At 58.4% G+C, this 22,933-nt stretch carries 21 protein-coding genes; 11 read left to right on the top strand and 10 right to left on the bottom strand.

Annotated elements, in window-relative coordinates; translation table 11 throughout:
- Window positions 1–127: 127 nt before the first annotated feature.
- The 3 genes from fabD to J5W70_RS08300 all read right to left on the bottom strand — a co-directional run bounded on the left by fabD (window position 128) and on the right by J5W70_RS08300 (window position 2,789).
- Window positions 128–1,054, bottom strand: a complete 927-nt coding sequence (gene fabD / locus J5W70_RS08310) for an ACP S-malonyltransferase (RefSeq protein WP_102722719.1) — start codon at window positions 1,052–1,054, stop codon at window positions 128–130.
- Between the two features lie 163 nt (window positions 1,055–1,217).
- Window positions 1,218–1,628 carry a 50S ribosomal protein L17 gene (gene rplQ / locus J5W70_RS08305; protein ID WP_022397269.1) on the bottom strand — a complete coding sequence of 137 codons (411 nt, stop codon included), beginning with the start codon at window positions 1,626–1,628 and terminating at the stop codon, window positions 1,218–1,220.
- 36 nt (window positions 1,629–1,664) lie between these two features.
- The gene (locus J5W70_RS08300; protein ID WP_022397270.1) at window positions 1,665–2,789 is read right to left on the bottom strand and encodes a DNA-directed RNA polymerase subunit alpha; all 1,125 of its coding nucleotides are present in this window, start codon (window positions 2,787–2,789) and stop codon (window positions 1,665–1,667) included.
- Window positions 2,790–2,997: 208 nt separating this feature from the next.
- Between J5W70_RS08300 and J5W70_RS08295 the strand changes: the two genes are divergently transcribed.
- The 3 genes from J5W70_RS08295 to J5W70_RS08285 all read left to right on the top strand — a co-directional run bounded on the left by J5W70_RS08295 (window position 2,998) and on the right by J5W70_RS08285 (window position 6,673).
- Window positions 2,998–4,122 carry an LOG family protein gene (locus J5W70_RS08295; RefSeq protein WP_022397271.1) on the top strand — a complete coding sequence of 375 codons (1,125 nt, stop codon included), beginning with the start codon at window positions 2,998–3,000 and terminating at the stop codon, window positions 4,120–4,122.
- Window positions 4,115–5,230, top strand: coding sequence for a prepilin peptidase (locus tag J5W70_RS08290; protein ID WP_022397272.1), 1,116 nt, complete (start codon window positions 4,115–4,117; stop codon window positions 5,228–5,230). Before J5W70_RS08295 ends, J5W70_RS08290 begins: the two co-directional genes overlap by 8 nt.
- A 282-nt stretch (window positions 5,231–5,512) precedes the next feature.
- Window positions 5,513–6,673, top strand: a complete 1,161-nt coding sequence (locus J5W70_RS08285; protein WP_022397273.1) for an EF-hand domain-containing protein — start codon at window positions 5,513–5,515, stop codon at window positions 6,671–6,673.
- Window positions 6,674–6,803: 130 nt separating this feature from the next.
- On the opposite strand, the gene J5W70_RS08280 is transcribed toward J5W70_RS08285, so the two are convergent.
- The 4 genes from J5W70_RS08280 to J5W70_RS08265 form a co-directional block, all read right to left on the bottom strand.
- Window positions 6,804–6,950 (bottom strand): hypothetical protein, encoded by a 147-nt coding sequence (locus J5W70_RS08280; RefSeq protein ID WP_215841906.1) that lies wholly within the window; start codon window positions 6,948–6,950, stop codon window positions 6,804–6,806.
- A 109-nt stretch (window positions 6,951–7,059) separates the two neighbouring features.
- Window positions 7,060–9,492 (bottom strand): protein translocase subunit SecD, encoded by a 2,433-nt coding sequence (gene secD, locus J5W70_RS08275; protein WP_102722551.1) that lies wholly within the window; start codon window positions 9,490–9,492, stop codon window positions 7,060–7,062.
- A gap of 204 nt (window positions 9,493–9,696) precedes the next feature.
- A complete protein-coding gene (locus J5W70_RS08270) occupies window positions 9,697–10,659 on the bottom strand; it encodes a polysaccharide deacetylase family protein (RefSeq protein WP_180973695.1) in 963 nt (320 codons plus the stop codon).
- A 129-nt stretch (window positions 10,660–10,788) separates the two neighbouring features.
- On the bottom strand, window positions 10,789–11,517 hold the full coding sequence (locus J5W70_RS08265) for an outer membrane lipoprotein-sorting protein (protein WP_022397276.1): 729 nt from the start codon (window positions 11,515–11,517) through the stop codon (window positions 10,789–10,791).
- A gap of 146 nt (window positions 11,518–11,663) precedes the next feature.
- Here J5W70_RS08265 and J5W70_RS08260 point away from each other — a divergent pair, with 146 nt between their 5' ends.
- The 7 genes from J5W70_RS08260 (at window position 11,664) to J5W70_RS08230 (ending at window position 17,396) form a co-directional block, all read left to right on the top strand.
- The gene (locus J5W70_RS08260; RefSeq protein WP_022397277.1) at window positions 11,664–12,353 is read left to right on the top strand and encodes a purine nucleoside phosphorylase YfiH/LACC1 family protein; all 690 of its coding nucleotides are present in this window, start codon (window positions 11,664–11,666) and stop codon (window positions 12,351–12,353) included.
- A gap of 225 nt (window positions 12,354–12,578) precedes the next feature.
- Window positions 12,579–13,499 (top strand): phage capsid protein, encoded by a 921-nt coding sequence (locus tag J5W70_RS08255; RefSeq protein ID WP_022397278.1) that lies wholly within the window; start codon window positions 12,579–12,581, stop codon window positions 13,497–13,499.
- A 157-nt stretch (window positions 13,500–13,656) separates the two neighbouring features.
- A complete protein-coding gene (locus J5W70_RS08250) occupies window positions 13,657–14,583 on the top strand; it encodes a ThuA domain-containing protein (RefSeq protein ID WP_022397279.1) in 927 nt (308 codons plus the stop codon).
- Window positions 14,584–14,762: 179 nt separating this feature from the next.
- Window positions 14,763–15,470, top strand: coding sequence for a type I 3-dehydroquinate dehydratase (locus J5W70_RS08245; RefSeq protein ID WP_102722557.1), 708 nt, complete (start codon window positions 14,763–14,765; stop codon window positions 15,468–15,470).
- Between the two features lie 27 nt (window positions 15,471–15,497).
- Complete coding sequence (gene menA, locus J5W70_RS08240) at window positions 15,498–16,424, top strand: 1,4-dihydroxy-2-naphthoate octaprenyltransferase (protein WP_022397281.1); 927 nt, start codon at window positions 15,498–15,500, stop codon at window positions 16,422–16,424.
- Between the two features lie 40 nt (window positions 16,425–16,464).
- The gene (locus J5W70_RS08235) at window positions 16,465–16,896 is read left to right on the top strand and encodes a hypothetical protein (protein ID WP_022397282.1); all 432 of its coding nucleotides are present in this window, start codon (window positions 16,465–16,467) and stop codon (window positions 16,894–16,896) included.
- A gap of 5 nt (window positions 16,897–16,901) precedes the next feature.
- The gene (locus J5W70_RS08230; protein ID WP_022397283.1) at window positions 16,902–17,396 is read left to right on the top strand and encodes a hypothetical protein; all 495 of its coding nucleotides are present in this window, start codon (window positions 16,902–16,904) and stop codon (window positions 17,394–17,396) included.
- A 56-nt stretch (window positions 17,397–17,452) separates the two neighbouring features.
- On the opposite strand, the gene gluQRS is transcribed toward J5W70_RS08230, so the two are convergent.
- Window positions 17,453–18,298, bottom strand: a complete 846-nt coding sequence (gene gluQRS / locus J5W70_RS08225) for a tRNA glutamyl-Q(34) synthetase GluQRS (protein ID WP_022397284.1) — start codon at window positions 18,296–18,298, stop codon at window positions 17,453–17,455.
- A 131-nt stretch (window positions 18,299–18,429) separates the two neighbouring features.
- Here gluQRS and J5W70_RS08220 point away from each other — a divergent pair, with 131 nt between their 5' ends.
- The gene (locus J5W70_RS08220; protein WP_022397285.1) at window positions 18,430–20,304 is read left to right on the top strand and encodes an SLC13 family permease; all 1,875 of its coding nucleotides are present in this window, start codon (window positions 18,430–18,432) and stop codon (window positions 20,302–20,304) included.
- 59 nt (window positions 20,305–20,363) lie between these two features.
- On the opposite strand, the gene J5W70_RS08215 is transcribed toward J5W70_RS08220, so the two are convergent.
- Window positions 20,364–21,452: a hypothetical protein gene (locus J5W70_RS08215; protein WP_022397286.1), complete on the bottom strand. Its 1,089-nt coding sequence runs from the start codon at window positions 21,450–21,452 to the stop codon at window positions 20,364–20,366.
- Complete coding sequence (locus tag J5W70_RS08210; RefSeq protein WP_146020173.1) at window positions 21,445–22,785, bottom strand: hypothetical protein; 1,341 nt, start codon at window positions 22,783–22,785, stop codon at window positions 21,445–21,447. The genes J5W70_RS08215 and J5W70_RS08210 overlap by 8 nt, the downstream gene beginning before the upstream one ends.
- Window positions 22,786–22,933 lie beyond the last annotated feature (148 nt).

Genomic DNA, 22,933 nt, shown 5'->3' with positions numbered 1-22,933 from the left:
GAGCGCGGCGGAACGTCCGCCACCGTGTTGCACCCGGGCCGGGACGCCGTGCCGTCGGATAACTTGAAATAAAGAACCGCCGGGACCGTTGAAGATCCGGCGGTTTGAAAATTACTGTTACGGAGAATTATTTATTTAATTCCGCAACGGCGGCTTCCAGGCTGGGCACGTCTTCGATGGAGATGACGGTGGCATCCTTGCAGATGCGGCCCATCATGCCGGCCAGCGTCTTGCCCGGTCCCAGTTCAATGAAAAGGCGGTGGCCCTGGTCCACCAGCTTCTGCATGGAGGCCGTCCAGCGCACGGAGCCGCACACCTGGTGCTCCAGCACATTGCGGATGTCGTCCGGCCCTTCCACCACGCGGGCTTCATAGTTGCAGTAGACGGGCATGGAAGGCGTGCCGAAGGAGACATTCTTGAGTTCCTCCGCCAGCTTCACCATGGCGCTGTGCATCAGGCGGGAATGGTAGGCTCCCGCCACATTGAGCTTCTTGGCGATCTTGCAGCCGGCAGCCTTGGCTCCGGCAATGGCCTTGTCCACGCCTTCTTCCGTGCCGGAAACGACCGTCTGGCCGGGGCAGTTGAAGTTGGCAACGTCCACGTCGCATTCCTGCGCCAGCTTGATGACGTTTTCATCCGTCCCGCCGATCATCGCGGCCATGGTGCCCTTCGTGGCGTTGCAGGCTTCCTCCATGAACGCGCCGCGCTTCTGGACCAGGCGAAGGCCTTCTTCAAAGGTATAGGTTCCGGCAGCCGCATGAGCCGTGAATTCACCCAGGGAAAGGCCGGCGGCAGCCACGGGATTCAGGGAAGGCGCCAGCTCCTTCAAGACGGCCAGGCAGGCCAGGCCATGCACGTAGAGAGCGGGCTGGCAATTGCAGGTGCGGGTCAGTTCTTCGCCGGGGCCTTCAAACATGATGGAGGAGAGGGATTCCCCAAGCGCCTTGTCCGCCTGCTCAATCAGGGCCCTGGCTGCGGGATACTGGTCATACAAATCTTTGCCCATGCCTACTTTTTGGGCACCTTGTCCGGAAAACAATAATACTGCGTCCATAGTTGAGGCTGAATTATACCGTTCCGGCAGGAAAGAAGCAAGAGCGATCTTGCCACCGCACTTCCTCCGTAATCTCTTTACCGCCAATATGAATAGAAAATCCGCCCCGGTCTCTGCGAGAGGCCGGGGCAGATGGTTAAGCCTGATGTGTCAGGGAACGGCCTTAGGCGGTTGCTTCCGTGGTTGCGGGAGCTTCTTCCTTTTCAGCCGTTTCGCGGGGCAGATCGATGATTTCGATCATGGCCACGAGGGCGGAGTCCGTCAGACGCTGGCCCAGCTTGACGATGCGGGTATAGCCGCCCTTGCGTTCCGCGCAGAGGGGAGCGATTTCATCAAACAGGCGCTTGACGGCAACCGTGTTGTGAATGGTGGCGGTAGCCAGGCGGCGGGAATGCACGTCGCCGCGCTTGGCGAGCGTGATCAGCTTTTCCACATAGGGACGGAGAGCCTTGGCCTTGGCCAGGGTGGTGGTGATGCGTCCGTTGAGGATGAGGCTGCATGCCTGGTTGGCGAGCAAAGCCCTGCGGTGAGAAGCGTTGCGCTGAAGCTTGGAGGTTTTTACACCGTGTCTCATGATGATATTTTTCTATGTGTGTTGGTTTTGTGAGATTTAGTCGTCGTCGTCTTCGATGTTGGCGGCAATCAGGTCTGCCAGGCCCACGGGGCTTTCCTCTTCCAGACCCAGGCGCGGCTTGGCCTGCGGCACGGGACCGGTAAGCAGGGAGGGATCCACCTGAACACCCAGGGAAAGGCCCAGTTCCAGCAGCTTGTCCTTGATTTCGTTGAGGGACTTCTTGCCGAAGTTGCGGTACTTGAGCATTTCGCTTTCGCTCTTCATGGCGAGCTGGCCGACGGTGGTGATGTTGGCGTTGTTGAGGCAGTTGGCGGCGCGCACGGAAAGCTCGATTTCGTTGACGCTCATGTTGAGCAGCTTGCGCAGGCGGGCCGTTTCCTCGTCCTGGACGGCGGAAGGAGCTTCTTCAAAGTTGACCTGCTTGTCGTCATAGTTAACGAAGACGTCCAGGTGGTGGCGCAGAATGGCGGAGGCCTGGAGCATGGCGTCTGCGGGGGAGATGCGCCCGTCCGTCCATACTTCAAGGATCAGCTTGTCGTAGTCGGTCATCTGGCCCACACGGGTATTCTGCACGGAGTACTTCACGCGGGTGACCGGGGAGAAAATGGAGTCGATCGGGATCACGCCAATGGGCATGTCCGGCACCTTGTTTTCGTCGCCGGTGGCAAAGCCGCGGCCCACGCGCACCTGGAATTCGCATTCGAACATGGTGTCCTGGTCCAGGGTGCAGATGATTTGATCGGGATTGACCACCTGGTAGGTGGTGTCGTCAGTGATGTCGGCGGCGGTCACGACGCCCTGCTTGTGCACGCGCAGGGAGAGCAGGCGCGGTTCCTTGCCGTTGTGCTTGAACTTGACCTTTTTCAGGTTCAGCACGATTTCCGTCACGTCTTCCACCACGCCGGGCAGGGAGGAGAATTCATGCTGTGCGCCGGCGATGCGGACGGAGGTGATGGCGGCGCCTTCAAGTGAACCCAGAAGAACGCGGCGCAGGGAGTTGCCAAGCGTATGGCCGTAACCGTTTTCAAACGGTTCCGCCACGAAGGTCAGATGATTCGCATCATTCGGGTCTTCAATTTTTTCCAGACGGCTGGGAACTTCAAAGCGGGCCAGCGTGGTAACGGCGGTTTCTTCTGCAGTAGTGGTTTCGTTTTCCGACATAATCGTATGTAATGTACCGGGTTTCCCCTCAGCACGGGCATGGCGGGCAATCCGCCTGAAGGACCTACGGCATGTTTTGGAAACGCCCGTGCGGGGAGCAATTTAACGATCTGTTTTCAACAATCAACTCTTTTCATGTCCGCCGGCAAATTTTCTGTGACTTAACGTGCGTCATCTGGCATAGTGGGGCAAACCTATATACCAACTCATGAAGCATCCTGATTTTTTGGACAACAGGGATTTTACGGGGGAAGACAAGAAGCGCCCCTCCACCATGTCCATGGACACCAGCTACCAGGCTCTGGAAGGAGTCGTCAAAAAACTTTCCGAAATAGCCTCCACCAGGCACGATCCCCGTTACCTCCAGGAGTATATCAAGACGGGCATCAACATGGCGCAGTCCGAAGCCTCCGACCACGATTTTACCGTCCTGATCCGTTCCGGGCGGGAGATGTACCGGGCCAACTGCGTTTTCGCCCCGTACCGCCACATCCGCAAGATTTCCGTGTTCGGCTCCGCGCGCATCAGGAATGATGAGCCGGCGTATGAAACGGCGCGGGAGTTCGCCAGGGAAGCCAGCGAACACGGTTACATGGTCATTACGGGTGGCGGACCGGGCATCATGCAGGCGGCCAATGAAGGAGCCGGCGAGCAACGCTCCTTCGGCCTGAACATCACCCTGCCGTATGAGCAGACTTCCAACCACGTGGTAGCCCACAGCGACAAGCTGATCAATTTCTATTATTTCTTTGTCAGAAAGCTGAATTTCGTAGCGGAAAGCGATGCCATGGTGGCGTTCCCCGGCGGCTTCGGCACCATGGACGAGGTGTTTGAAACCCTCACCCTGATCCAGACGGGGAAGGCCACCATTTACCCGATCGTCCTTCTCGATTCCCCCGGCAAGACTTTCTGGCTGAACTGGCTGGCCTTCATCCGCGTGGAACTGGTGGATTCCGGCCTGATTTCCGCGGATGACCTGCACCTCATCCACGTCACCAAGAATCCGGCGGAGGCCATGGAGCACATCGACCGCTTCTACCGCATTTTCCACTCCTACCGTTTTGTCAGGGACGCCATCGTCATCCGCCTGAACACGCACCTGCCCGCCCAGTGGGTGGAGCACCTGGAACGGGATTTTTCAGACCTGATCCTGCCCGGGGGAAGAATGGTCCAGAGCGGACCGCTCCCGGATGAGGCGGACGAACCCCACCTGGACCGGCTGCCACGCCTCATTTTCCCCATCAAACGCGGCAATTACGGCAGGCTGAGGCTGCTGATTGACCGCATCAACCAGACGCCCAGCCGGACTTATTCCCCACCCTCCCATGTCTGACGGCCTTCCCGCGTGGCTGATTCCGCTGATTTTCGGCCTGATGGGAGCCTGCATCGGCTCCTTCCTGAACGTGGTCATTTACCGGACGCCGCTGGGCATCTCCGTCAATGATCCGGCGCGCTCCTTCTGCCCGGAATGCGAGGAACCCATTCCGTGGTACCTGAATATTCCGGTGCTAAGCTGGCTGGCGCTCCGGGGAAAATCCGCCTGCTGCGGAACGCGCATCAGCTTCCGCTATTGCTTCGTGGAGCTGCTTACGGCCCTGCTTTTCGCCGCCCTGGGGTGGAAGTACGCGGACGCCTCCGCGGGAGCCGCCATACTGCTCTGCCTGTGGACTGCCATGGCCATCGTCATCATGTTCATTGACGCGGAGCATCTGATCGTATTCCGCACCCAGGCGCTCATCGGCGCCGCAGCCGGAGTGGGAGCCTGTGCCCTTTACCCGTTTCTCCTGCCGGACAATGACGTCATGACCTGGACGGACGCCTTCACGGCCTCCGTGCTGGGGGGAATCGCCGGGTATGCCGCCATCAGGCTGGTGATTGAACTGGGCAAGCTCCTGTTCGGCACCTGGAAGCAGCACTTTGACGCTCCCGCTCCGTGGAGCCTGAAGGAGCCGGAATCCGACCGGGACGAGCTCCAGCTCATTATCAACGGACAGCCTCACGACTGGTCCATGCTTTTCCACCGGGCCACGGACAAGGCCGTCATTTCCGGGGGCTCCGTCACCATTGACGGGGAAACGCTCCCTCCCTGCTCCGTCATCCTGCGCCAGGATAGGATAGAGCTGGAGAACGGAGACGTTTTCCCGCTGGAAGACCTGGAAAGCGTGGAAGGAACCATGATGGATATTCGCGCGCAGCGGGAAGCCATGGGCTCCGGTGATGCCTGGATTCTGATGATGGCCGGATGCGTGGGCGGATGGCAGGGCGCGGTGTTCTGCCTTTTCCTCGGCTCCCTGCTGGGGATTGTGCAGGCAGTCGTTTCACGCATGGGGTTCGGCAGGAATCTTCCCTTCGGCCCCGCTCTGCTCAGCGCCGCCCTGATCTGGCTGCTGGGTGGCGACCAGTGGTGGCTGGCCTATCTCCGCTTCATTTCCGGAGAATAATTTTTCCCTCCATGACACGGCTGGACCGCAACCCTTCCGGGCTGCGGTCTTTTTTTACAGATTTATTTCATATTCAACAGCTTTACCATTCTGCACCCCGGCAGAAAAAAGGAAGCCCCGCAAAGGCTCCGTCCGCCCCTTTCCGGAGCACGCACGTTTTTATTTTGCAACCAGGACGAATTCCGGGGGTTCATCCTAGCAAAGGGAGGCGTTTCCACCTGTTTGAGATATCACAGCGCGACGCCCCTTTCCGAAACGCATCAAACCTCACCACTCAAAGTTATGACCAAGCAAATGATTATCGCCGCGGCCTTTGCCGCATGCTCCGCGTTCGCTCAGGACGCGCCGCCGCCCCCCGCCCCGGACGCACCTTCCGACGCTCCGGAAATGCAGCCCCCTCCTGAAAGAAGGGGAGGCCCCCGCCACCGCGCCGGAGGCAGGGACCGCCAGGGCCCAGGTCCGGAACGGGCCAACCTCCAAATGAGGAGAATTGATCCCGGCATCATGATCATCGGGGAAGAACTGGTCATGGCCAAGTATGACACCGACAAGGACGGCAAGCTTTCCGACGAGGAAATAGCCGTTCTCCAGGCGGACGTCAAGAAAGCCCAGGAAGCCAGGAAGGCCGCCATCCTGAAGAAGTTCGACAAGGACGGCGACGGCAAGCTTTCCAAGGAGGAAAGAAAGGCCATGCAGGAAGAATGGCTCAAGGACCATCCGGAAGCCGCCAAGCGCATGGAAGAAATGAAGGCCCGCCAGGAAGCCCGCAAGGCCGAAATGCTTAAGAAGTATGACAAGGACGGCGACGGCAAGCTTTCCGACGAGGAAAAGAAAGCCATGCGGGAGGACTGGGCCAAGGACCATCCGGAAGCCGCCAAGCGCATGGAGGAAATGAAAGCCCGCCAGGAAGCCCACGCTGCCAACATGATCAAGAAGTTTGACAAGGACGGCGACGGCAAGCTTTCCCCGGAAGAATTGCAGGCTATCCCTCCCCATCACGGCCAGCCCGGCCCGCATCATGCCGCGCCCGGCGGTCCCAAGGGACCGGGTGCGCCCAAGATGGATGGCCCGCGCCGTCCCGGAGGCCCCAGGGCTGAAGGACCCCGCGCGCCCAGGGGACCGGAAGGTCGCAGAGGCGGTGAAGGACGCCGCGGAGACGGTGACCGCGGTCCCCGCGGCAACCGCCCGGACGGCCCCCGCCCCCAGCTTGATCCCAACCGCGCCCCCATCATGGCGGCCGGCTGGATCCTGATTGAGGAAAAGTATGACGCCGACAAGGACGGCAAGCTGAATGAAGCTGAAATGGCACAGCTCAACGCTGACGCCTCCAAGGCTCTGGAAGCGCGCCGTTCCGCTCGCAGGGAAGCCAGGAAGGCAGCCCGCGGCAATAACGATATGCCCCTCCCTCCCGCTCCGGTCCAGGAAGAAGGGGATGATGAATAAGTTCACCCGCAGAAACGCATAGCAGAAACAGAGAGACGGCCCCGTCTGCCTTACGGCAGGCGGGGTTTTTCTTATCAGGGAAAAGGGAAAAGGAATTAGGGGTTATAGGAATCATAGGGAACTTTAGGGATTATAGGGAATTCCCATCATCACCCCTCTTACCCCTCTTACCCCTCTTACCCCTCTTACCCCTCTTACCCCTCTTACCCCTCTTACCCCTCTTACCCCTCTTACCCCTCTTACCCCTCTTACCCCTCTTACCCCTCTTACCTAGCAAACTCTCTCGGACTTACTTAACCCTTCCCCTTCCTTCCACCAAGAAACAGACCGGGGGAGGCATGCGGCCTCCCCCGGTCAGAGTTAACGAATCAATTTCCTGCCGCGCCTCAGGCTCCGGCCTTCATGGCCTGCTTGACTTCCTCATGCAGACCGTGCTTCCGGGAGAAGAGGAGGGCCGCCGGAGAGGCGATGAAGATGGAGGAGTACGTGCCGATCAGAATACCTGCGGAAATCGTCCAGGCGAAGTCCTCCATGGAAGGGCCGCCGAAGAAGTACAGGCACACCAGAACGGCCAGCGTGGAAAGAGAGGTCAGAATGGTGCGGGAAAGCGTCTGGTTGATGGCTTCATTCATGATCTGGGACGCGCTTTCATTCGGGTCCGAGAAGCGGAGGAATTCGCGAATGCGGTCAAACACGATGATTTTGTCATTGATGGAATAGCCGGCCACCGTCAGCAGCGCGCCGATGTGGATGACGTTCAGCTCAGTGCCGCTGATGATCACCAGCCCCAGCACCAGCAGGACGTCATGCGTCAGGGCGATGACCGCGCCGATGGCGAAGGTCCATTCAAACCGCACCGTCAGGTAAACCATGATGCCCAGAATGCCGAAGAAGAGTGCCCAGGCGGAAGTGATGAGCGTATCGTATCCCATGGACTGCCCGATGGTTTCCTCGCTGAATGGTGCGTTGTCCAGCACGGGGAACGCCTTGTCCAGGGCCGTGGTGATGGCCGCCTTGTCCAGGGCGTTGTCAGAGAAGTTGATCAGGATGTTGACTTTGCTGCTGTCCGTGGATTCCGCCACTTCCTGCACAGTGGCTTTCTGGGTCAGGGCCAGCTTGTTAACCACGCCTTCCACTTCCCGGAAGGAGATGTCTCCCTTGTTGACCAGGTAGGAGATGGAGGAACCGCCCGTAAAGTCCATGCCCAGGCAGTCCTTGCCCTTCATGGCCCCCACCACGATGCAGATAAGCAGCAGAATGGCGGACAGGGAGCAGGACCAGACCTTCTGGCCCATGAAGTTGATGTTGCTCTTCTTCTTGAAGAGATTCAGGAATTTAAGGTCCTTCATCATGCCGATGGTATCCGCCCAGTAGAACAGGACGCGGGTGACGAGAATCGCCCCGATCATGGAGGTGATGACGCCCACCGTCAGCGTAACGGCAAAGCCCTTGATGGTGCCGGTGGCCATCCAGTACAGGATGACGGCGGTAATGAGGGAGGTGATGTTGGAGTCAAAGATGGCGGAGAAAGCCTTGTCAAAGGAGTTGCGGATAGCCACGCGGAAGGGGCGCCCCATTTCCTTTTCTTCCCTCAGGCGTTCGTAAATCAGCACGTTCGCGTCCACCGCCACGCCCAGGGTCAGCACGATACCGGCAATACCCGGCAGCGTCAGCTCAAACCCGAAGATGGACATGGCCCCCAGAAGAAGCAGGGCATTGATCGTCAGGCCCATGATAGCCACCAGACCGGCAAAGCGGTAGTAGATGATCATCATGATGAAGCAGAGAATCAGCCCCGTGATGCCCGCGTATTCCCCCTGAAGGAGGGCCGTATGGCCCAGGGAGGCGGAGATTTCGCTGGCGGATTCAAAGTTGAGCTTGTTGGTGAGGGGGTTGGAAAGCACCTTCGTCAGGGCCTCCGCCTCGCCGGGCGCATCCAGTCCGCTGATTTCAAAGCTTTTTGAAAGAATGGCCTGAACCGTAGGCGCGCTCTTGACCACGTCATCCAGAACAATGGCCATGCGGTCGTGGCCCAGCTGCATGCGGGAAGTCAGGTTGTACATCTTGTCCGCCCCCTCGTTGCTCAGGGTGACGTTGACATGGCCGGGACGGGCCAGGTCCACCCCGGCGCGCACGATGTCCTTGCCCGTCAGGGATTCACGTTTTTCCAGGAAGATTTTTTCCGTGACGTCCTCGTTTTTGCCGTTCTTGAAGGTGTATTCATACATCCTGTAGCCGGGAACGCGGATGCGGCCTTCCGCCACCAGTTCATTGTTGCGCGGATGGACGGGGAGAATCTGCAGCTTGGCCACCTTGGTCAGGATGGCCTTGGTTTCCTCGCGCTTGGCAGGGTCCGCGGCGGGAATCTGCACTTCAATGAGGTTCAGGTTGTCCTTTTTCTTCGGGCGGATGATGACGTCATTGGCTCCGGTGCTGTTGAGCCGTTCCGTCAGGATCACGCACGCCTGCTCCATGGCCTGGTCCGTCAGCGGAATGGGCTTGCCGTCATCCCCGATGTTCGGTTCTACGCTCAGCGTGAAGGAGACGCCCCCGGCAATGTCAATGCCGTATTTCAAGCCCTGCTGGAAAAGGGAGAACAGGGAAAAGGACGCAATGCCGATGATGAAGATCGTGCCGGCGTTGCGCTTGACCTTGTCCTGGTCGGAACCCAGGTACCAGAAAAACACACCCAGCAATACCAGACCGCCAATGAAAATGAAGAGAGGGTTGTTGAAGAGATCGTAAATAAACGCGAGAGGAGCGGACATTCCGCCAGCCGCGGGGAGAGTATCGGCAGATGCCAGGAGATTCATAGACATTTCAATCCGGATTGGGTGTGAGTAATACGGCAAGGGATTGTGGAGAAATTCGCCAGCAGGTCAAGCCTTCTGTGCGTGTACCCGTTAAGAGGAAGCCACCCCCTGCGGACCTCCGGAAAACGAGCTCCGCCGCGGGCATGAAAAACCCGGTTTCCCTGCGGAAACCGGGTTGAAAGAAGAATGGAAAAGGGGAAACGCCGGAGATTACATGCCTGCCACCGTTTCAACGGGAACGGGGGCGGGCGCCACGGGAGTGACGATCACGGGCGCGGAAAGGGGGGAGGAATCCGGAACGGCGGGAGAAGCGGGCATGGAAGGAGCATGGCCGGCGGCGGCGCGTCCGCGCCGGATGAGCTCGGAAACGGTCACCAGCTCATAACCGCGGTTTTTCAGCCCTTTCACAATGGCGTCTACAGCCGCCACCGTGGAGGCGTGGATGTCATGCACCAGGATGATGGAGCCGGGCTTGGCGCCGTTTACGGCGCGGGCGGCCACCACGGAGGAGCCGGGCTTGCGCCAGTCATTCGTGTCCACGTCCCACATGATGGTGGTGAAGCCGAAGCGCTGGCGGGCCCAGGAAGCTACGCCGGCGTTCGTGTAGCCTCCGGGGGGGCGCATGACCACGGGAACAATGCCGCAGGCGTTGCGGATGGCTTCATTGGTGCTCTGGAGCTGGGATTCCGCCTTTTCGCGGGATACCTTGCTCAGGTAGGCGTGGTTCCACGTATGGTTGCCCACTTCATGGCCTTCACTGACCATGCGGCGCACTACCTGGGGATGGGCTTTCACGTTGCAGCCCTGCATGAAGAAGGTTCCCTTGACATTGTTGTCCCGCAGGATGTCCAGCACCCTGGGGGTCAGCGTCCCGTGGGGACCGTCGTCAAAGGTGAGGGCCACCACTTTGTCCGGCACGGCCACGCGGCTGACCGTCACTCCCGGAATGCGGGGGGAAAGCGGGGTGTTGTTGTAGGACGGGCTCACGGACGGCACCTGCACGGACTTGGGGGGCAGCTTCACGGCGGGGCGGTCCGGCTTCTTCCCCGGAGCGGTCACGGGAGAAAGGGAGGTCTTCACCGGAGCGCCGGACTCCACCGGCTGCTCCTGATGCTGGGAACAGGCGGACAGCCCGAGCGCCAGGGCACATGCAAGGAATAAACGTTTCTTCATAACAGGTTTTTGGAGGATGTACGCCCATCCCTCCTTCTTGTCACGTCCTAAATCATCCATCCGTGCGGCATGAAAAAGAAGGAGGCTTCCCCTCCCTGGGAAGGGCGCCCGCGGGAACGAGGCGGGGGATTATTCCGGACTGTCCATGTCGATATAGCTGACGGATACCGTTCTGCGGGGATTGGAGGGGTCCCGAACCTCCACCTTCATCCGTTTGAAAAACCAGGAGCCGTCCTTCAGCTTCATCACGGAATCAATCATGAACCTTTTAGCCAGTTCCCCGCGGCCGTCAATGCCGTCCACCTGCCACATGGCTCCGTTTTCCTTGTCAATCCAGACGCGCACCCAGGCATACTGCCCGACCTTGGGATTCGGGTTCGGAATCTGGACAATCCAGCAGTCCCGGCCCTTCACCGTGCTCGCCGCGTCGTCCCGGACGATTTTGGCCTGGGGCCAGTACAGGTAGCGCATGGAGAGGTCCTCATACGTCACGTCCGTCCCAGCGATGGGCACCGCGTACTGGGCGACCGGCAGAACGCCTGCTTTCCCGTCCTTCCAGGAAAGGATTTCCTGGCCGCGGTCCTTGAATTTCAGGTCAAACCTGTTCCAGACGTTATTCAACTGGTACTGGAAGGCAATGAGGTTGCCGCGCAAGCTCATGGAAAAGGGAACTTTCACGCTGCGTTTGCGTATTTGCCCCTTGATGTCCTTGTTCTCCTGGAGGGTCGCCCCCTGGCGAACCCTTTTCAGCAGTTGCCCGGCATCCGGGACGGCCTGGGAAAATGAAGGAGCCAGGGAAAGGACCATGGCGGCCATCCCCGCGAAAAAAGTGGAAAGCAAAGAATGTCTGCGCAGCATGAATTGCTCATATCACTCCGGAAACGCGGAAAAAAACCTTTTCTCAGTCACCGGGCGGCGTCCGTGACATTTTGCGCTAGATTTTGCTCGACTAGGTAATACAAAACGACAAGATGTGCCCAACGACATCTATTGATCCATCAATTATGGAAACGCCTGCATTCTTGAAGCCCATCCAGTCCTATCCTGGGGAAATCGTCCAGTTTATTGAAAGAATCCCGGGGGTGGACGTAACCGGAGACCGCGAAACCGTGCTGGAACAGCTGGAACCGTACCACAAGGCGGAAGTGGAGGCCCTGGGCTGGCGGTGGAAGGACCTGCGCCGCGCCGAACAGGTACACGGCACCAGGGTGGCCCTGGTGGGGGACATCGGCTCCAATTATCCCGTGGAAGGCGTGGACAGCCTGATCTGCTCCGGAGTTTCCGACTGCGTGCTTGCCATTTACGTGGCGGACTGCGCCGCCGTCTGGCTGTACGACAAGGAAAACTGCCACCGCTCCCTGATTCACTCAGGCAAGGCTGGAACCGCCGGCAACATCGTTTCCAACACCATCAAGTCCATGAAGAAATGCCTGGGGGTGGACCCTGCCAACCTGATTGCCGTCATCTCCCCCTGCATCCGTCCCCCCCATTATGAGGAAGACATCCCCACGGCCATCAAGGCCCAGCTCGTTGAGGAAGGGGTGCCGGAAGACCAGATTCACGATTCAGGGCTGGACACGGCGGCGGATACCAAGCGCTTCTACTCCTACCGCGTGGAGAAGGGGCAGACGGGCCGCATGCTGGCCCTCTTCGGCCCGGACCACGCCACCCGCCCGCACCCGATCATTCTTTAACAGCGGAAAGGCAGCGCCTTTCATTCCTTTTGCCCAGCGCATCACGGTTCCGCCGTGGTGCGTTTTTTTTGCAGGTGGCCCATACCCGTTGGCGCTGGACGGGACCGGCCCGCAATCCCGCAAGGGACATGGCCGCATCCCACCGCGGCAGGACCGTTCCGGTTATTCCGGACCCGATAATCCAAGTTGCCGTTCCCGCATTCAAACATCATTACATTTGCAATCATGGCAGTAACAATCAGCGACAATTATCAGGTAAAATACACCAGGAAATGGGGCACCCTGCTCCAGCAGCACGCCTCCCGCCTGGACAAATACGTCAGCGTCATGCGCGACTTGAGCGGAAAGGTGGTCTTTCTGGACCAATTCGGCGTTCTGGACTTCACGGAAAAAACCACCCGCGTGGGCCAGACCGTTCTGAACGAGGCGCCCACCACGCGCCGTTCCATGCGTCCGCGCACCTTCACCAAGGCCATCGGCTACGACGAATTCGACGCTACCCGCCTGGGCGACATGGACCTTCCCGTCAGCAAGACGATTGAAGGACTCCAGGCCGCCGCAGGGCGCCGCATGGACGACGTGATGATCTCCGCCTTTCTGGACACGAATTACGTGGGGGAAGACGGCATGACCGCCGTTCCGTTCAAGGAGAGCCAGCAGATCGCCGTGGACCACGTGGACAGCGGGACCAAGGGCGCGAGCAACCTCACGGTAGCCAAGCTGCGCGCGGCCCTCCAGCTCTTTGAGGAAAACGAGGCATGGAACCAGGATGCCCCCCAGTTCGGCGACCAGCTCGTCATTGCGGTGACCAGCTCCCAGATCATGAGCCTGCTGCGGGAAACGGAGGTCAGCAGTTATGACTTCAACAACGTGAAAGCCCTGGTGGAAGGCAAGATAGACACCTTCATGGGCTTCAAGTTCATCCGTACCCAGCGGCTTCCGAAGGCGGAGGACGGCACCCGTTCCTGCCTGGCCTGGGTGAAGAGCAAGGCGCAGTTCGGCATCTGGAACGACTTCAAGGTGAAGCTTTCCGTACGCGACGACATGGAGGAAGCCCTCCAGATCCGCGCCAAGTTCGCCTGCGGCGCCACCCGTCTCCAGGAGGAAGGCTTTGTCAAAATCCTGTGTGACGAAGGGGCCAGTTAATCCCCGGACACCCGTTTAACCCTGAACCACTCCCCTCTTCCATGAAGGGAGGCGCCCCGGACCGGCCTGCGGTCCGGGGCTTTTGTCTTTCCCCGGTATGCGTACACGCTCCAAAACGGGAATTTGACTTTCCCGGCATACCGGATACATTGCCCTGATGAACTGGAAGCGCTTTCATCTGGTACTCTGCATGCTCCTGCTGGCGGCATGCTCTACGGCACGCGGGGAGAAAACACGCGTCCTGATTGTGGACGGCTTTTCCAACCATGACTGGCAGCGCACCACCGCCTGCCTCCGGATGCTGCTGGAGAACGAGGGCAGCTATTCCGTGGACGTGAGCACCTTCCCGGCACGCGCCACGGAGGCGGAACGGGAGGCATGGCATCCGGATTTCAAAGGCTACGACGTGGTGATCCAGAATACCAATGGCGGAACGAACGGTCCCGAATGGGGCGCCGGGGCGAAAAAGGCCCTGGAACAGTACCTCGCGGAGGGAGGCGGCATGCTGGCCTTCCACTCCGCCAATAACGCCTTTCCCCGGTGGCCGGAATACAACCGCATGATCGGGCTGGGGTGGAGGCCACGGGATTACGGCACCTCCCTGGTCATTACGGATGATGAAGCCATCCTGCGCCTCCCTCCCGGCGAAGGGGGCCACACGTCCCACGGGGAACGGGTGGATGCGCTGGTCACACGCCTGGGAGAGCACCCCATTCATGCCGAACTGCCGCGCCGCTGGAGAACGGCGGACGTTGAAGTGTACCGTTATGTACGCGGCCCGGCGGAACACGTCCAGGTGCTTTCCTATGCCCGGGACCCGCTGACGGGCCTCAATTTTCCGGTGGAATGGACGGTCCAGTACGGAAAAGGGCGCGTATACACCTCCACGCTGGGCCATGTCTGGCCCGGAGACCCCAGCCTGAAGGGGATTCAATGCGCCGCCTTCCAGACCCTGCTGTTCCGTGCCCTGGACTGGCTGGCGGGAAAACCGGTCCACTACGCCGTTCCCGGAGATTTTCCGGACCGGAAAAAACCGTCCCTGCGTCCCCTCCCCCATATCCTCCTTCAGATGGTCTCCCCCTGAACGGGCACGCGTTTACGCATGCCTCCCCATGCCTTTACACCCAGAGCTGGCCCATGCTCCCGCGCCGGTGGCGTAGCGTTGCGCCTCCATGGAAAAGCTGACATTTTCCGGGCGCCAAAATGGGGTAATGTCATTAATAGAAGATTGACCTTCCTTCCTTAGCTGGGATAGTAGGATGTATGCAGCAGATTGTACGTGAACATCAGACCTATCCGCCGAAAATCGTTGCGTCCGTCACCTCATGGGAGTTGTGGAAAACGCTGAAAGGAAAAGATTTAACAGACCAGTGCGACTGGGTGGAACTGCGCGTGGATGCCCTTCCCCCGGAACTCACGGCGGAGCAGGTCATGGAGTTCAGGCCGGAGATGCCCCTGCTGGTCACCGTACGCTGCCATGAAGAAGGCGGCCTGCGCCGCATTCCGGAAGAGGAGCGCTTTGCCCTGCTCCGTGCCTACATGCCGTACGCCACCGCCATGGACATTGAAATCAAGGCCATGCGGCATGCCAGGGAACTAATCATGGAAGCGGGGGCACGGGACGTCATCGTCATCGGCTCCACCCATGACTTCCAAATCACGCCGGGCGTGGACTACCTGCGCGAACTGGAAAAACGGGCGCGCGCCCACAAGGCGGACATCGTCAAATTCGCGTTCACGCCGTGCCTCGCCTCGGACATCCAGACGGGCGTGCAGCTTTTCACCAAGCCCAAGGGGCCGATTGCCGTCATGGGCATGGGACCCATGGGGCCCGTCTCCCGCCTGCTTTACTCCCAGCTCGGCTCCTGCCTGGTGTACGGCTACCTGGGGGAAAAAGAGACGGCGCCCGGCCAGTGGCACGTCTCCCTCATCAAGGAAACCCTCCGCCACCTCGGCCCTATTCTCCGCTGATTCCGGAGCCTTTCTTTCCGCTCTCTCATGAACATTATTACTTCCGCCTTTCTGGCGGCACGCCCCAAAACACTCACCGCCTCCCTCATTCCGGTATGGGCAGGCTGCATGGTGGTGCAGAAACTGACCGGAAACTGGAACGCGGCCCTGGCCCTCCTGACGCTTGCCTCCTGCCTCTGCCTCCAGATTGCCTGCAATTTCTTCAATGACGCCATTGACCACGCCAAGCACGCCGATACGGAACGGCGCACCGGCCCCGTGCGCATGACGGCCAGCGGAGCGCTCTCCCACGGAACGGTCATGATCATCGGCCTCGCCTTCCTGCTGGGCGCGTGCCTGCTGGCGCTCCCCCTCATTGAGCTGCGCGGCTGGCCCATCATCGCCATCGGCATTCCGTCCCTCTACTTCACCTACGGCTACACGGGGGGACCATGGCCGCTGGCCTACAAGGGGCTGGGGGAAATATTCGTCATCCTCTTCTTCGGCCTGGTGGCCGTCCTGGGAACCATCCTGGTGCAGATAGGCACGGCTCCGGTCGTCCCCGGCACGCTGGTGGAATCCCTGGCGGTGTACAACGCCGGCATCGTGGTGGGCATTCAGTGCGGCCTTCTGTGCGCCGTCATGATAGCCGTCAACAACATCCGCGACAGAAAGGAAGACCTCACTACGGGCAAGCGCACGCTGGCCGTGCGGCTGGGGGAGGGAAAAGCGCGCGCCATGGCCCAGGCTTTCATCCTGGCGGCCTACATCACGCTGCCCACGTCCAGCCGGGCCCTGCACCTGAACCTCTCCCATACGTGGTGGATGTGGATTCCCGCCATCCTCTTCGGCGGCTACCTGATGCTCCTGATCCGCAAAACGCCTGCGGACAAACGCATGAACAAGGTGCTGGCCCTCGCCTCCCTCCACCTGCTGCTGTACCTGGCCACGTACACAATTCTGCCCGCACACTGAAAAACGCCTCCTTTTCCCAACGTAGTAACATACGTGTATCATGAATCTGCTTAAATTCATTCCCGTTTTTCTCATTCTCCCCACCTTCTTCTCCTGCACTCAAAAAAGCACTCTGGAAATCGCCACCGGGAAGGTGACGACCATCAAGCTGGGCAACGTGGTCCGCATCAAGGAAATCAACGTGCTGACCTCCGCGGATGACGGCACCTTCGCCAACATGGCGGGCACGGCGGCGGAAGCGATGACGCCCGGCATCATCGGCATGGGCACCTCCAAACTGGCTTCCGCCACCGGCTCCATCGTGGACGGCAGGGTGGAGGCCACCAAAATGATCCGCGTGCGCGTCAAGCTCAAGGACACGAACGAACTCGTGGAAGTCCAGCAGGAAGTAACGCCCAATTTCACCCTGAAAATAGGCCAGGAAGTCGTCATCACCCAGGGCAGCACGCCCGGCAATGTCTGGCCCGATTAACGGAAATGAACCACGCTGCGGCACCCGCCCCGCCACACCGGGGCCTCCTGATTAAAAGCGCCGGCCTCCTGGTGGCCGTCTCCCCCCTCTGTGCGTGGAACTACTGGAACAGCATTCCTTCCGCAGCGCTGCTGGCCCCCCTGCTCCTTGCGGCCCTGTTCGCCGGAACGGCATGGGCCATGAAAAAAAACGTCCGTGAAACCTTCCGCCCGGTTCTTCCGGCGGTGCGTCTCACGCTGGCCGCTGGACTGGCCTTCACGCTTATCACCCAGCTTTCCCAGGCTGCCCTCAACTGGCTTCCCCAGGTACTGGCGGGAACGGCAATCATGCCGCCCGCATGGATTATCCCGCTGGGTCACCTGAATCTGCTGGTGACCTTCTGTGCCCTTCTTCTGCTAACCATGGCGGCGGCCTGTGCATGCCTTCTCTGCATCGGAAAACGCGGAAGCCGCCCCACCGCGGAAAAAACGCAACCGGACTCCCGAACCCGGCCTTCCTGACGGAAGCCGCCGAAGACGCCAAGAAGATACTCCGGAAATACGGGGATGAACATCCCCTAACTCTCCCGCATCAGGCGGAACACGTCTTCCGGACGCATCCCCGCGGCACGCATCTCCTGAAGGCTCAGGCTCCGGTCCCTCTTGGCAAGCCGCTTGCCGGAGGCGTCCTTCACCAGCCGGTGATGGTACCACTGCGGCACTGGAAGCCCCAGCAGGGCCTGGAGCGTCCGGTGAATGCCGGTCACAGGGAACAAATCCTCACCACGGCTCACATGGGTGACGCCCTGGGCCGCATCATCCACCACCACGGCAATATGGTAGCTGGCCGCACAATCCTTGCGGCCCAGAATCACGTCCCCCAGTTCCTCCGGGCGGCAGACCTGGTCTCCGGACCGCATGTCCCGCCACAGCAGGGGGCCCGTAATCCGCGCCGCGGCGCGGCAGTCCAGCCGCCACGAAAAGGGCTTGCCGGATTTGAGAAGCTCCTTCCGGCGCCCCTTGTCAAGCAGGCGGCAGGTTCCCGGATAAACGTCCACGCGGCCGCCCTGCGGCGCGCCGCCCATGGCGGCCACCTCCTCCGCAATCTCCCGGCGCGTGCAGAAACAGGGGTACAGCACGCCGCGGTCCTTCAATATCTGGAGGGCGTGTTCATAAGCGCTGAAGCGTGAAGACTGGACCATCATCGGCCCGTCAAAGCGGATGCCCAGCCAGTCCAGGTCTTCCAGGATGCCCCCTACAAACTCCGGACGGCACCGCGTCCGGTCGATGTCTTCCATCCTCAGCACGCACCTTCCGGAAAAACGGTCCGCCAGGGAACGGGCCTCCCACGCGGCCAGGGCATGCCCCAGATGGAGACGGCCCGTAGGGCTGGGGGCGAACCTTGTTACTATGGGGGAATCCATGCGGCGCCGCCACCATAAAAAAGCGCAGCCGCCTTTTCAAACCCTTTCCGGAAAATTATTGCGGCTTGACAGAAAGAGGCCGGGAAAGTAGGAGAGTTGGTCCCTTTCCCTGCACCTTCAACTTTCAGTACATGCTTTCTCTTCTCAACATCAACTCCGCCTCCGTCATGGGCTGGCTGGAATCAGCGGCCACCCAGCAATGGATTGTGGGCATCCTGCTACTGCTCCTGTTCATCTGCTTCATCAAGGAATGGATGCCCGTGGAAATCACGGCCCTGGCAGGAACCGCCGTACTCATGCTTACGGGGATACTGAGCACGCGGGACGTGCTGTCCAGCTTTGCCAACAGCGGCCCGCTGACGGTGGTCTGCATGTTCATCCTGAGCGCCTCCCTGGAAAGGACGGGGCTGATCGGGGACCTCTCCAAGCTTTTCAACAAGGTAGCCAAAGGCCGGGAGCTGACCGCGCTGCTGGTCATCACGCTGGGGGCGTTCATGGTCTCCCCCTTCGTCAACAACACCCCGGTGGTCGTCATCCTGATGCCCATTGTGCTGGCCTTCTGCCGGGACCACAACATCGCGGCCTCCAAACTCCTCATTCCCCTCTCCTACGCCACCATCCTGGGCGGCACCTGCTCCGTGGTGGGCACCTCCACCAACGTGGTCGTGCTGGGCCAGGTGCAGAAACTGGGCTATGAAGGCATCCAGATGTTCACGGTAACTCCCATGGGGCTGATTTACGCGGCTGCGGGGCTGCTCTATCTCTGGACCTTTGGCCGCAAATGGCTCCCGTCCCGTCCTACCCTGTCCACCATGCTCCCCGGCGGCATCCAGCGCGACTTCCTGCTCCAGGTCAGAATCCCCGCGGACTCCCCGCACATCGGCGCCACTCCCGTCAGCCTCATGCAGTCCGAACTGCTGGGCACCAAAATCGTGGAAGTGCGCCGCAAGGGCTTCTCCATGCAGGAGGAACTGCAGCACATCAACCTGGAGGAGGGCGACCGCATCCTCTTCCTGTGCAATGCCAGAAAAGTCAACCAGGTCCGGGAGGCCAGGGGCGTGGACCTGGGCTGGGACGACAGCCGCGGACTGGAAACGCTGGAACAGCGCGACGTGCAAATCGTGGAAGGCATGATTGCCAACAATTCCGAATTCGCCGGACTGTCCCTGTCCGAACTCAAGCTGCGCCAGCGGTTCAACATTTTTGTGCTCGCCATCCACAGGCAGGGCAAGAACATCACGGACATGGGGCCGGATACCAAGCTGGCCGCCGGGGACACCCTGCTGCTGGAAGGCCCGCAGGAAGGGATGAACCGCATCCTGACCAAGCAGCGCATCATTCCCCTGAGCCAGCGCCCCGCGGACGCGCACAACCGCAGCAAGCAGGGCTGGGCCATCCTGGCCATGGGGCTGTTCATCTTCATCGGGCTGCTGGGCTCCTTTGAGCAGTACGGGGAATTTTTCAAATTCTTCGCGCGCTTCAACCCCTTCTACCTCGCCTTCATCGGCGCCCTGATCGTCGTCATCTCCGGCTGCGTCAAGCCGAAGGAAGCCTACCAGGCGGTGGACTGGGGCATCATCTTCCTGATTCTGGGCATGCTGTGCGTGGGGGAAGCCATGAGCAAGACCGGACTAGCCAAGGCCATCGCCTTCGGCGTGGTGGACAACATAGGCCCCATGGGCTGCCTGGTCGCCATCTCCGGCCTCTACCTGATCTGCTCCATCCTGACGGAAATGATTTCCAACAACGCCGTAGCCGCCGTCATGGGACCGCTGGCCTATGAAATGGCCCTGCAATTCGACGCCAACCCCATCCCCTTCATCCTGGCCGTCATGTTCGGCGCCAGCGCCAGCTTCTCCACCCCCATCGGCTACCAGACCAACACCTACGTGTACAACGCAGGCGGCTACAAATTCAAGGACTTCGTGAAAGTAGGGCTGCCCCTCAACATTCTTCTGTGGATCATCTTCACCTGCACCGTCGGCTGGCTGTACCCGCTCAAGTAGAAAAGACGATTCTGCGGAAAAGGCTTCCCGGCGGGCAATCCGCTCTTCCGTGTAAAAAGTCAGGATTCATCCGGATCACAGGAAAGGCGTTCTTTCCGTATCTTCTGACGCATGGGTTCTGAATGAAGATAAAGTGCCTCCTCATTCAAGTAGGAATCCGGCTGGGCCATCGTATGGAAAAAAGAAAGAATGGTCTCAATCAGGGGCGTGAATTCCTTCTTTTCTGTTAACGAAGCAAGCTTTTCACTTACCCGCACATACAGGGAATCAGGCTGGTGAATCACAGGTGACAAGTTACTGTACTGAAGAAATACTGATTTATAAAAGAATTGGCCCAAAGCCTGCTGTTCCTTCTCTGAGGCGGGTGGCTGAAGGGACATCACGTTCTGACCGGCGTTAATAGCGGCTTTCCAGGCGTCAACTGTCTTGGACATATCTTTTTCCCCATCCATGGCCAGCGTAAGGGCGCACGCGGCATTCCATGCCTTTTGAAGGTCCAGGATGACTTGACGTTGCTGTTTTTCAGAAGCGCCCGCGTGTTTGTCACGGAATAGGGGATCATAACCCTCTCTGGATAATCGGGAGGGCATGCGGAGGGTTGCGCCTTCCAATCCCTCGGCAATCATCGCCTGGAACTGCTGGCCGTTGAGAATGTCCGCGATCTGTTTCCGGGAGGGGCTGTTCGGAGATAGTTTGGAGTCCAGCTCCTTACAAATATCTCTGATTTGCCGGTCTCTCCAATTCAGGGCGAAAAAATTGTCCCTGGGACCTTCAAAAGGATCAAAAATGATTTTTTCAAGAAAACCTTGATGAAGCGGATCCGTGGCTTTTGCACGCCTGGCCAGTTCTTGAACTGCCTGCAAATAGTCTTCATCCGGAAATTTTCTGATGTAGTCAGCCATCTGTGTAAGCTCCACCCTGGAAAACCGGGAAAGATCATTGAAGATAAAGGGAATATTCTTAAGAATAAGCTGACGGCATTCGGCATCCGCCTTTGCCGCGGCCTTCCATTGCTTCTCCTTGATGCATTGACTTTTCTGTTGCTGAACAATTTTTATTTTTTTCCAATAATCCGGACTCTCCTGATTATTGGAAAAAGCCGGAAAGGAAAGCAGGCTCAGCAAGAAATAAGATAATAGTTTATTCATGTTTTCTAAAATAATTCGGGAATATTAAATAGAGAATTTTATTGTTATCAGAAACTCCGCCACTAATTCCTGCACCGTCATAGTCTATAATAGCACAGTGGGCATCATCGAAACAAAGCCATCCAGGCTCAGGTAAAACAGTGGAAGCCTTGAACCATTTCCACCCTTTTATTGTTGTATTTGGTGATATCCATTCTGCAACTATGGGGGCCCGTGATTGGACGAGGTTGATGGTGAAGGTAGGAATATCAATACCACAGGAATGGCAGTGGTAAAATACAAATATATTACATTTGCTCTGATTATAAAAATTATTCATTCCAAAGGCATTATGCCCGTAATTCTTTACTTCTTTTTTAAGAAGAGCCGCTTCCGTATAAAGCTGTTTTGTTGCGGTATCCAATGGAGGAGAAGCGTTACGGAAAACATCTTCCAATTTGTCAAAATCATACCACGGGGTCAATTTGGCATAAGTCTTTTTCATCAAATCTGCGATGGCACTATTAATAAGGTTTTTCTCATGCTGACTGTTGACTACCCCTACGCAATCCGGGTCTCCCCTACACAAAAAAGGAGATTTTTTTCCACCATACGCATCTTCCCGCCGAGTATATGTAAAAATTTTACCATTGATTTTAGAACGCACACGGTAAATTCCCGGAGTATTGCACTGGTAGGTACATGTTGTTCCATTTCCAACTTCAACCCATTGGGTTTCAAAATTAAGTGTCTTTGATGCTCGAAGCCGGCATATTTCCCATGTGATAATATCTTTAAATTTGCTTTTTTGTCCCAGCATATCCTTATTCAACGCCATTTCTATGCATTCTCCCTTAATCAGCAATACTCTACTGTTCTCCGTAGGCGCATTTTGCTTCCGCACGGAAATGTCCACCACAACAGGAGTGACGAAAAGGGTAATTCCGTCTAGATCTTTTTTCCCCGGAGCCGGATTGTAATAGGTCTGGGAATATTCAATGTCAAACGTATGGGTGCCGGGCATCAAAATGTGGGGATAATCCCTTCTTCCCTTGGAAATATCATGACCTTTGCCGCTTTCTTTCAGCCATTCCTGTTTTTTTCCCTTATCGTCCGTAATGGAAATAGTGCAACCGTCATCTGATACCAGAGCCACGAAACCGATACCGCAAGGCTGACCAGAAAAATCGTTGTTTTTGTCGTCGTCATATTCAGGGCGTTTACGGGAATTGGGAGCCTCCTTAAAAGTGAAGGAGACGGAATAATTCTCCTTGTGAGGTTTTCGAGGATCATCAACAATGGTTGAGTTAGGTTTTTTGACATGGCCTTCCAATACAATCCCACTCTTGAACATTCTCAGTGAGAAGTATCTATCAATGTTGAGCTGGTCCGGCAAATCCGGAATCCGGAGCCTGATCCCACGGTACATTTTACCTTCCGTGGTGATTCAGATGTGGACCCATTTCATTATTTGGGGCTGTCTCTCCTGTAAAAAGAAAGAC

Source organism: Akkermansia massiliensis, assembly GCF_018847375.1.
GTDB lineage: Bacteria > Verrucomicrobiota > Verrucomicrobiia > Verrucomicrobiales > Akkermansiaceae > Akkermansia > Akkermansia massiliensis.
The sequence above is the reverse complement of the archived record's forward strand: the minus strand, read 5'-3'. Positions and strand labels throughout refer to the sequence as shown.

What these genes read in the sequence shown, in the direction of transcription:
- fabD (WP_102722719.1), bottom strand. Translation starts at nt 1,054, where the DNA reads ATGGACGCAGTATTATTGTTTTCCGGACAAGGTGCCCAAAAAGTAGGC.
- rplQ (WP_022397269.1), bottom strand. Translation starts at nt 1,628, where the DNA reads ATGAGACACGGTGTAAAAACCTCCAAGCTTCAGCGCAACGCTTCTCAC.
- J5W70_RS08300 (WP_022397270.1), bottom strand. Translation starts at nt 2,789, where the DNA reads ATGTCGGAAAACGAAACCACTACTGCAGAAGAAACCGCCGTTACCACG.
- J5W70_RS08295 (WP_022397271.1), top strand. Translation starts at nt 2,998, where the DNA reads ATGAAGCATCCTGATTTTTTGGACAACAGGGATTTTACGGGGGAAGAC.
- J5W70_RS08290 (WP_022397272.1), top strand. Translation starts at nt 4,115, where the DNA reads ATGTCTGACGGCCTTCCCGCGTGGCTGATTCCGCTGATTTTCGGCCTG.
- J5W70_RS08285 (WP_022397273.1), top strand. Translation starts at nt 5,513, where the DNA reads ATGACCAAGCAAATGATTATCGCCGCGGCCTTTGCCGCATGCTCCGCG.
- secD (WP_102722551.1), bottom strand. Translation starts at nt 9,492, where the DNA reads ATGTCTATGAATCTCCTGGCATCTGCCGATACTCTCCCCGCGGCTGGC.
- J5W70_RS08270 (WP_180973695.1), bottom strand. Translation starts at nt 10,659, where the DNA reads ATGAAGAAACGTTTATTCCTTGCATGTGCCCTGGCGCTCGGGCTGTCC.
- J5W70_RS08265 (WP_022397276.1), bottom strand. Translation starts at nt 11,517, where the DNA reads ATGCTGCGCAGACATTCTTTGCTTTCCACTTTTTTCGCGGGGATGGCC.
- J5W70_RS08260 (WP_022397277.1), top strand. Translation starts at nt 11,664, where the DNA reads ATGGAAACGCCTGCATTCTTGAAGCCCATCCAGTCCTATCCTGGGGAA.
- J5W70_RS08255 (WP_022397278.1), top strand. Translation starts at nt 12,579, where the DNA reads ATGGCAGTAACAATCAGCGACAATTATCAGGTAAAATACACCAGGAAA.
- J5W70_RS08250 (WP_022397279.1), top strand. Translation starts at nt 13,657, where the DNA reads ATGAACTGGAAGCGCTTTCATCTGGTACTCTGCATGCTCCTGCTGGCG.
- J5W70_RS08245 (WP_102722557.1), top strand. Translation starts at nt 14,763, where the DNA reads ATGCAGCAGATTGTACGTGAACATCAGACCTATCCGCCGAAAATCGTT.
- menA (WP_022397281.1), top strand. Translation starts at nt 15,498, where the DNA reads ATGAACATTATTACTTCCGCCTTTCTGGCGGCACGCCCCAAAACACTC.
- J5W70_RS08235 (WP_022397282.1), top strand. Translation starts at nt 16,465, where the DNA reads ATGAATCTGCTTAAATTCATTCCCGTTTTTCTCATTCTCCCCACCTTC.
- J5W70_RS08230 (WP_022397283.1), top strand. Translation starts at nt 16,902, where the DNA reads ATGAACCACGCTGCGGCACCCGCCCCGCCACACCGGGGCCTCCTGATT.
- gluQRS (WP_022397284.1), bottom strand. Translation starts at nt 18,298, where the DNA reads ATGGATTCCCCCATAGTAACAAGGTTCGCCCCCAGCCCTACGGGCCGT.
- J5W70_RS08220 (WP_022397285.1), top strand. Translation starts at nt 18,430, where the DNA reads ATGCTTTCTCTTCTCAACATCAACTCCGCCTCCGTCATGGGCTGGCTG.
- J5W70_RS08215 (WP_022397286.1), bottom strand. Translation starts at nt 21,452, where the DNA reads ATGAATAAACTATTATCTTATTTCTTGCTGAGCCTGCTTTCCTTTCCG.
- J5W70_RS08210 (WP_146020173.1), bottom strand. Translation starts at nt 22,785, where the DNA reads ATGTTCAAGAGTGGGATTGTATTGGAAGGCCATGTCAAAAAACCTAAC.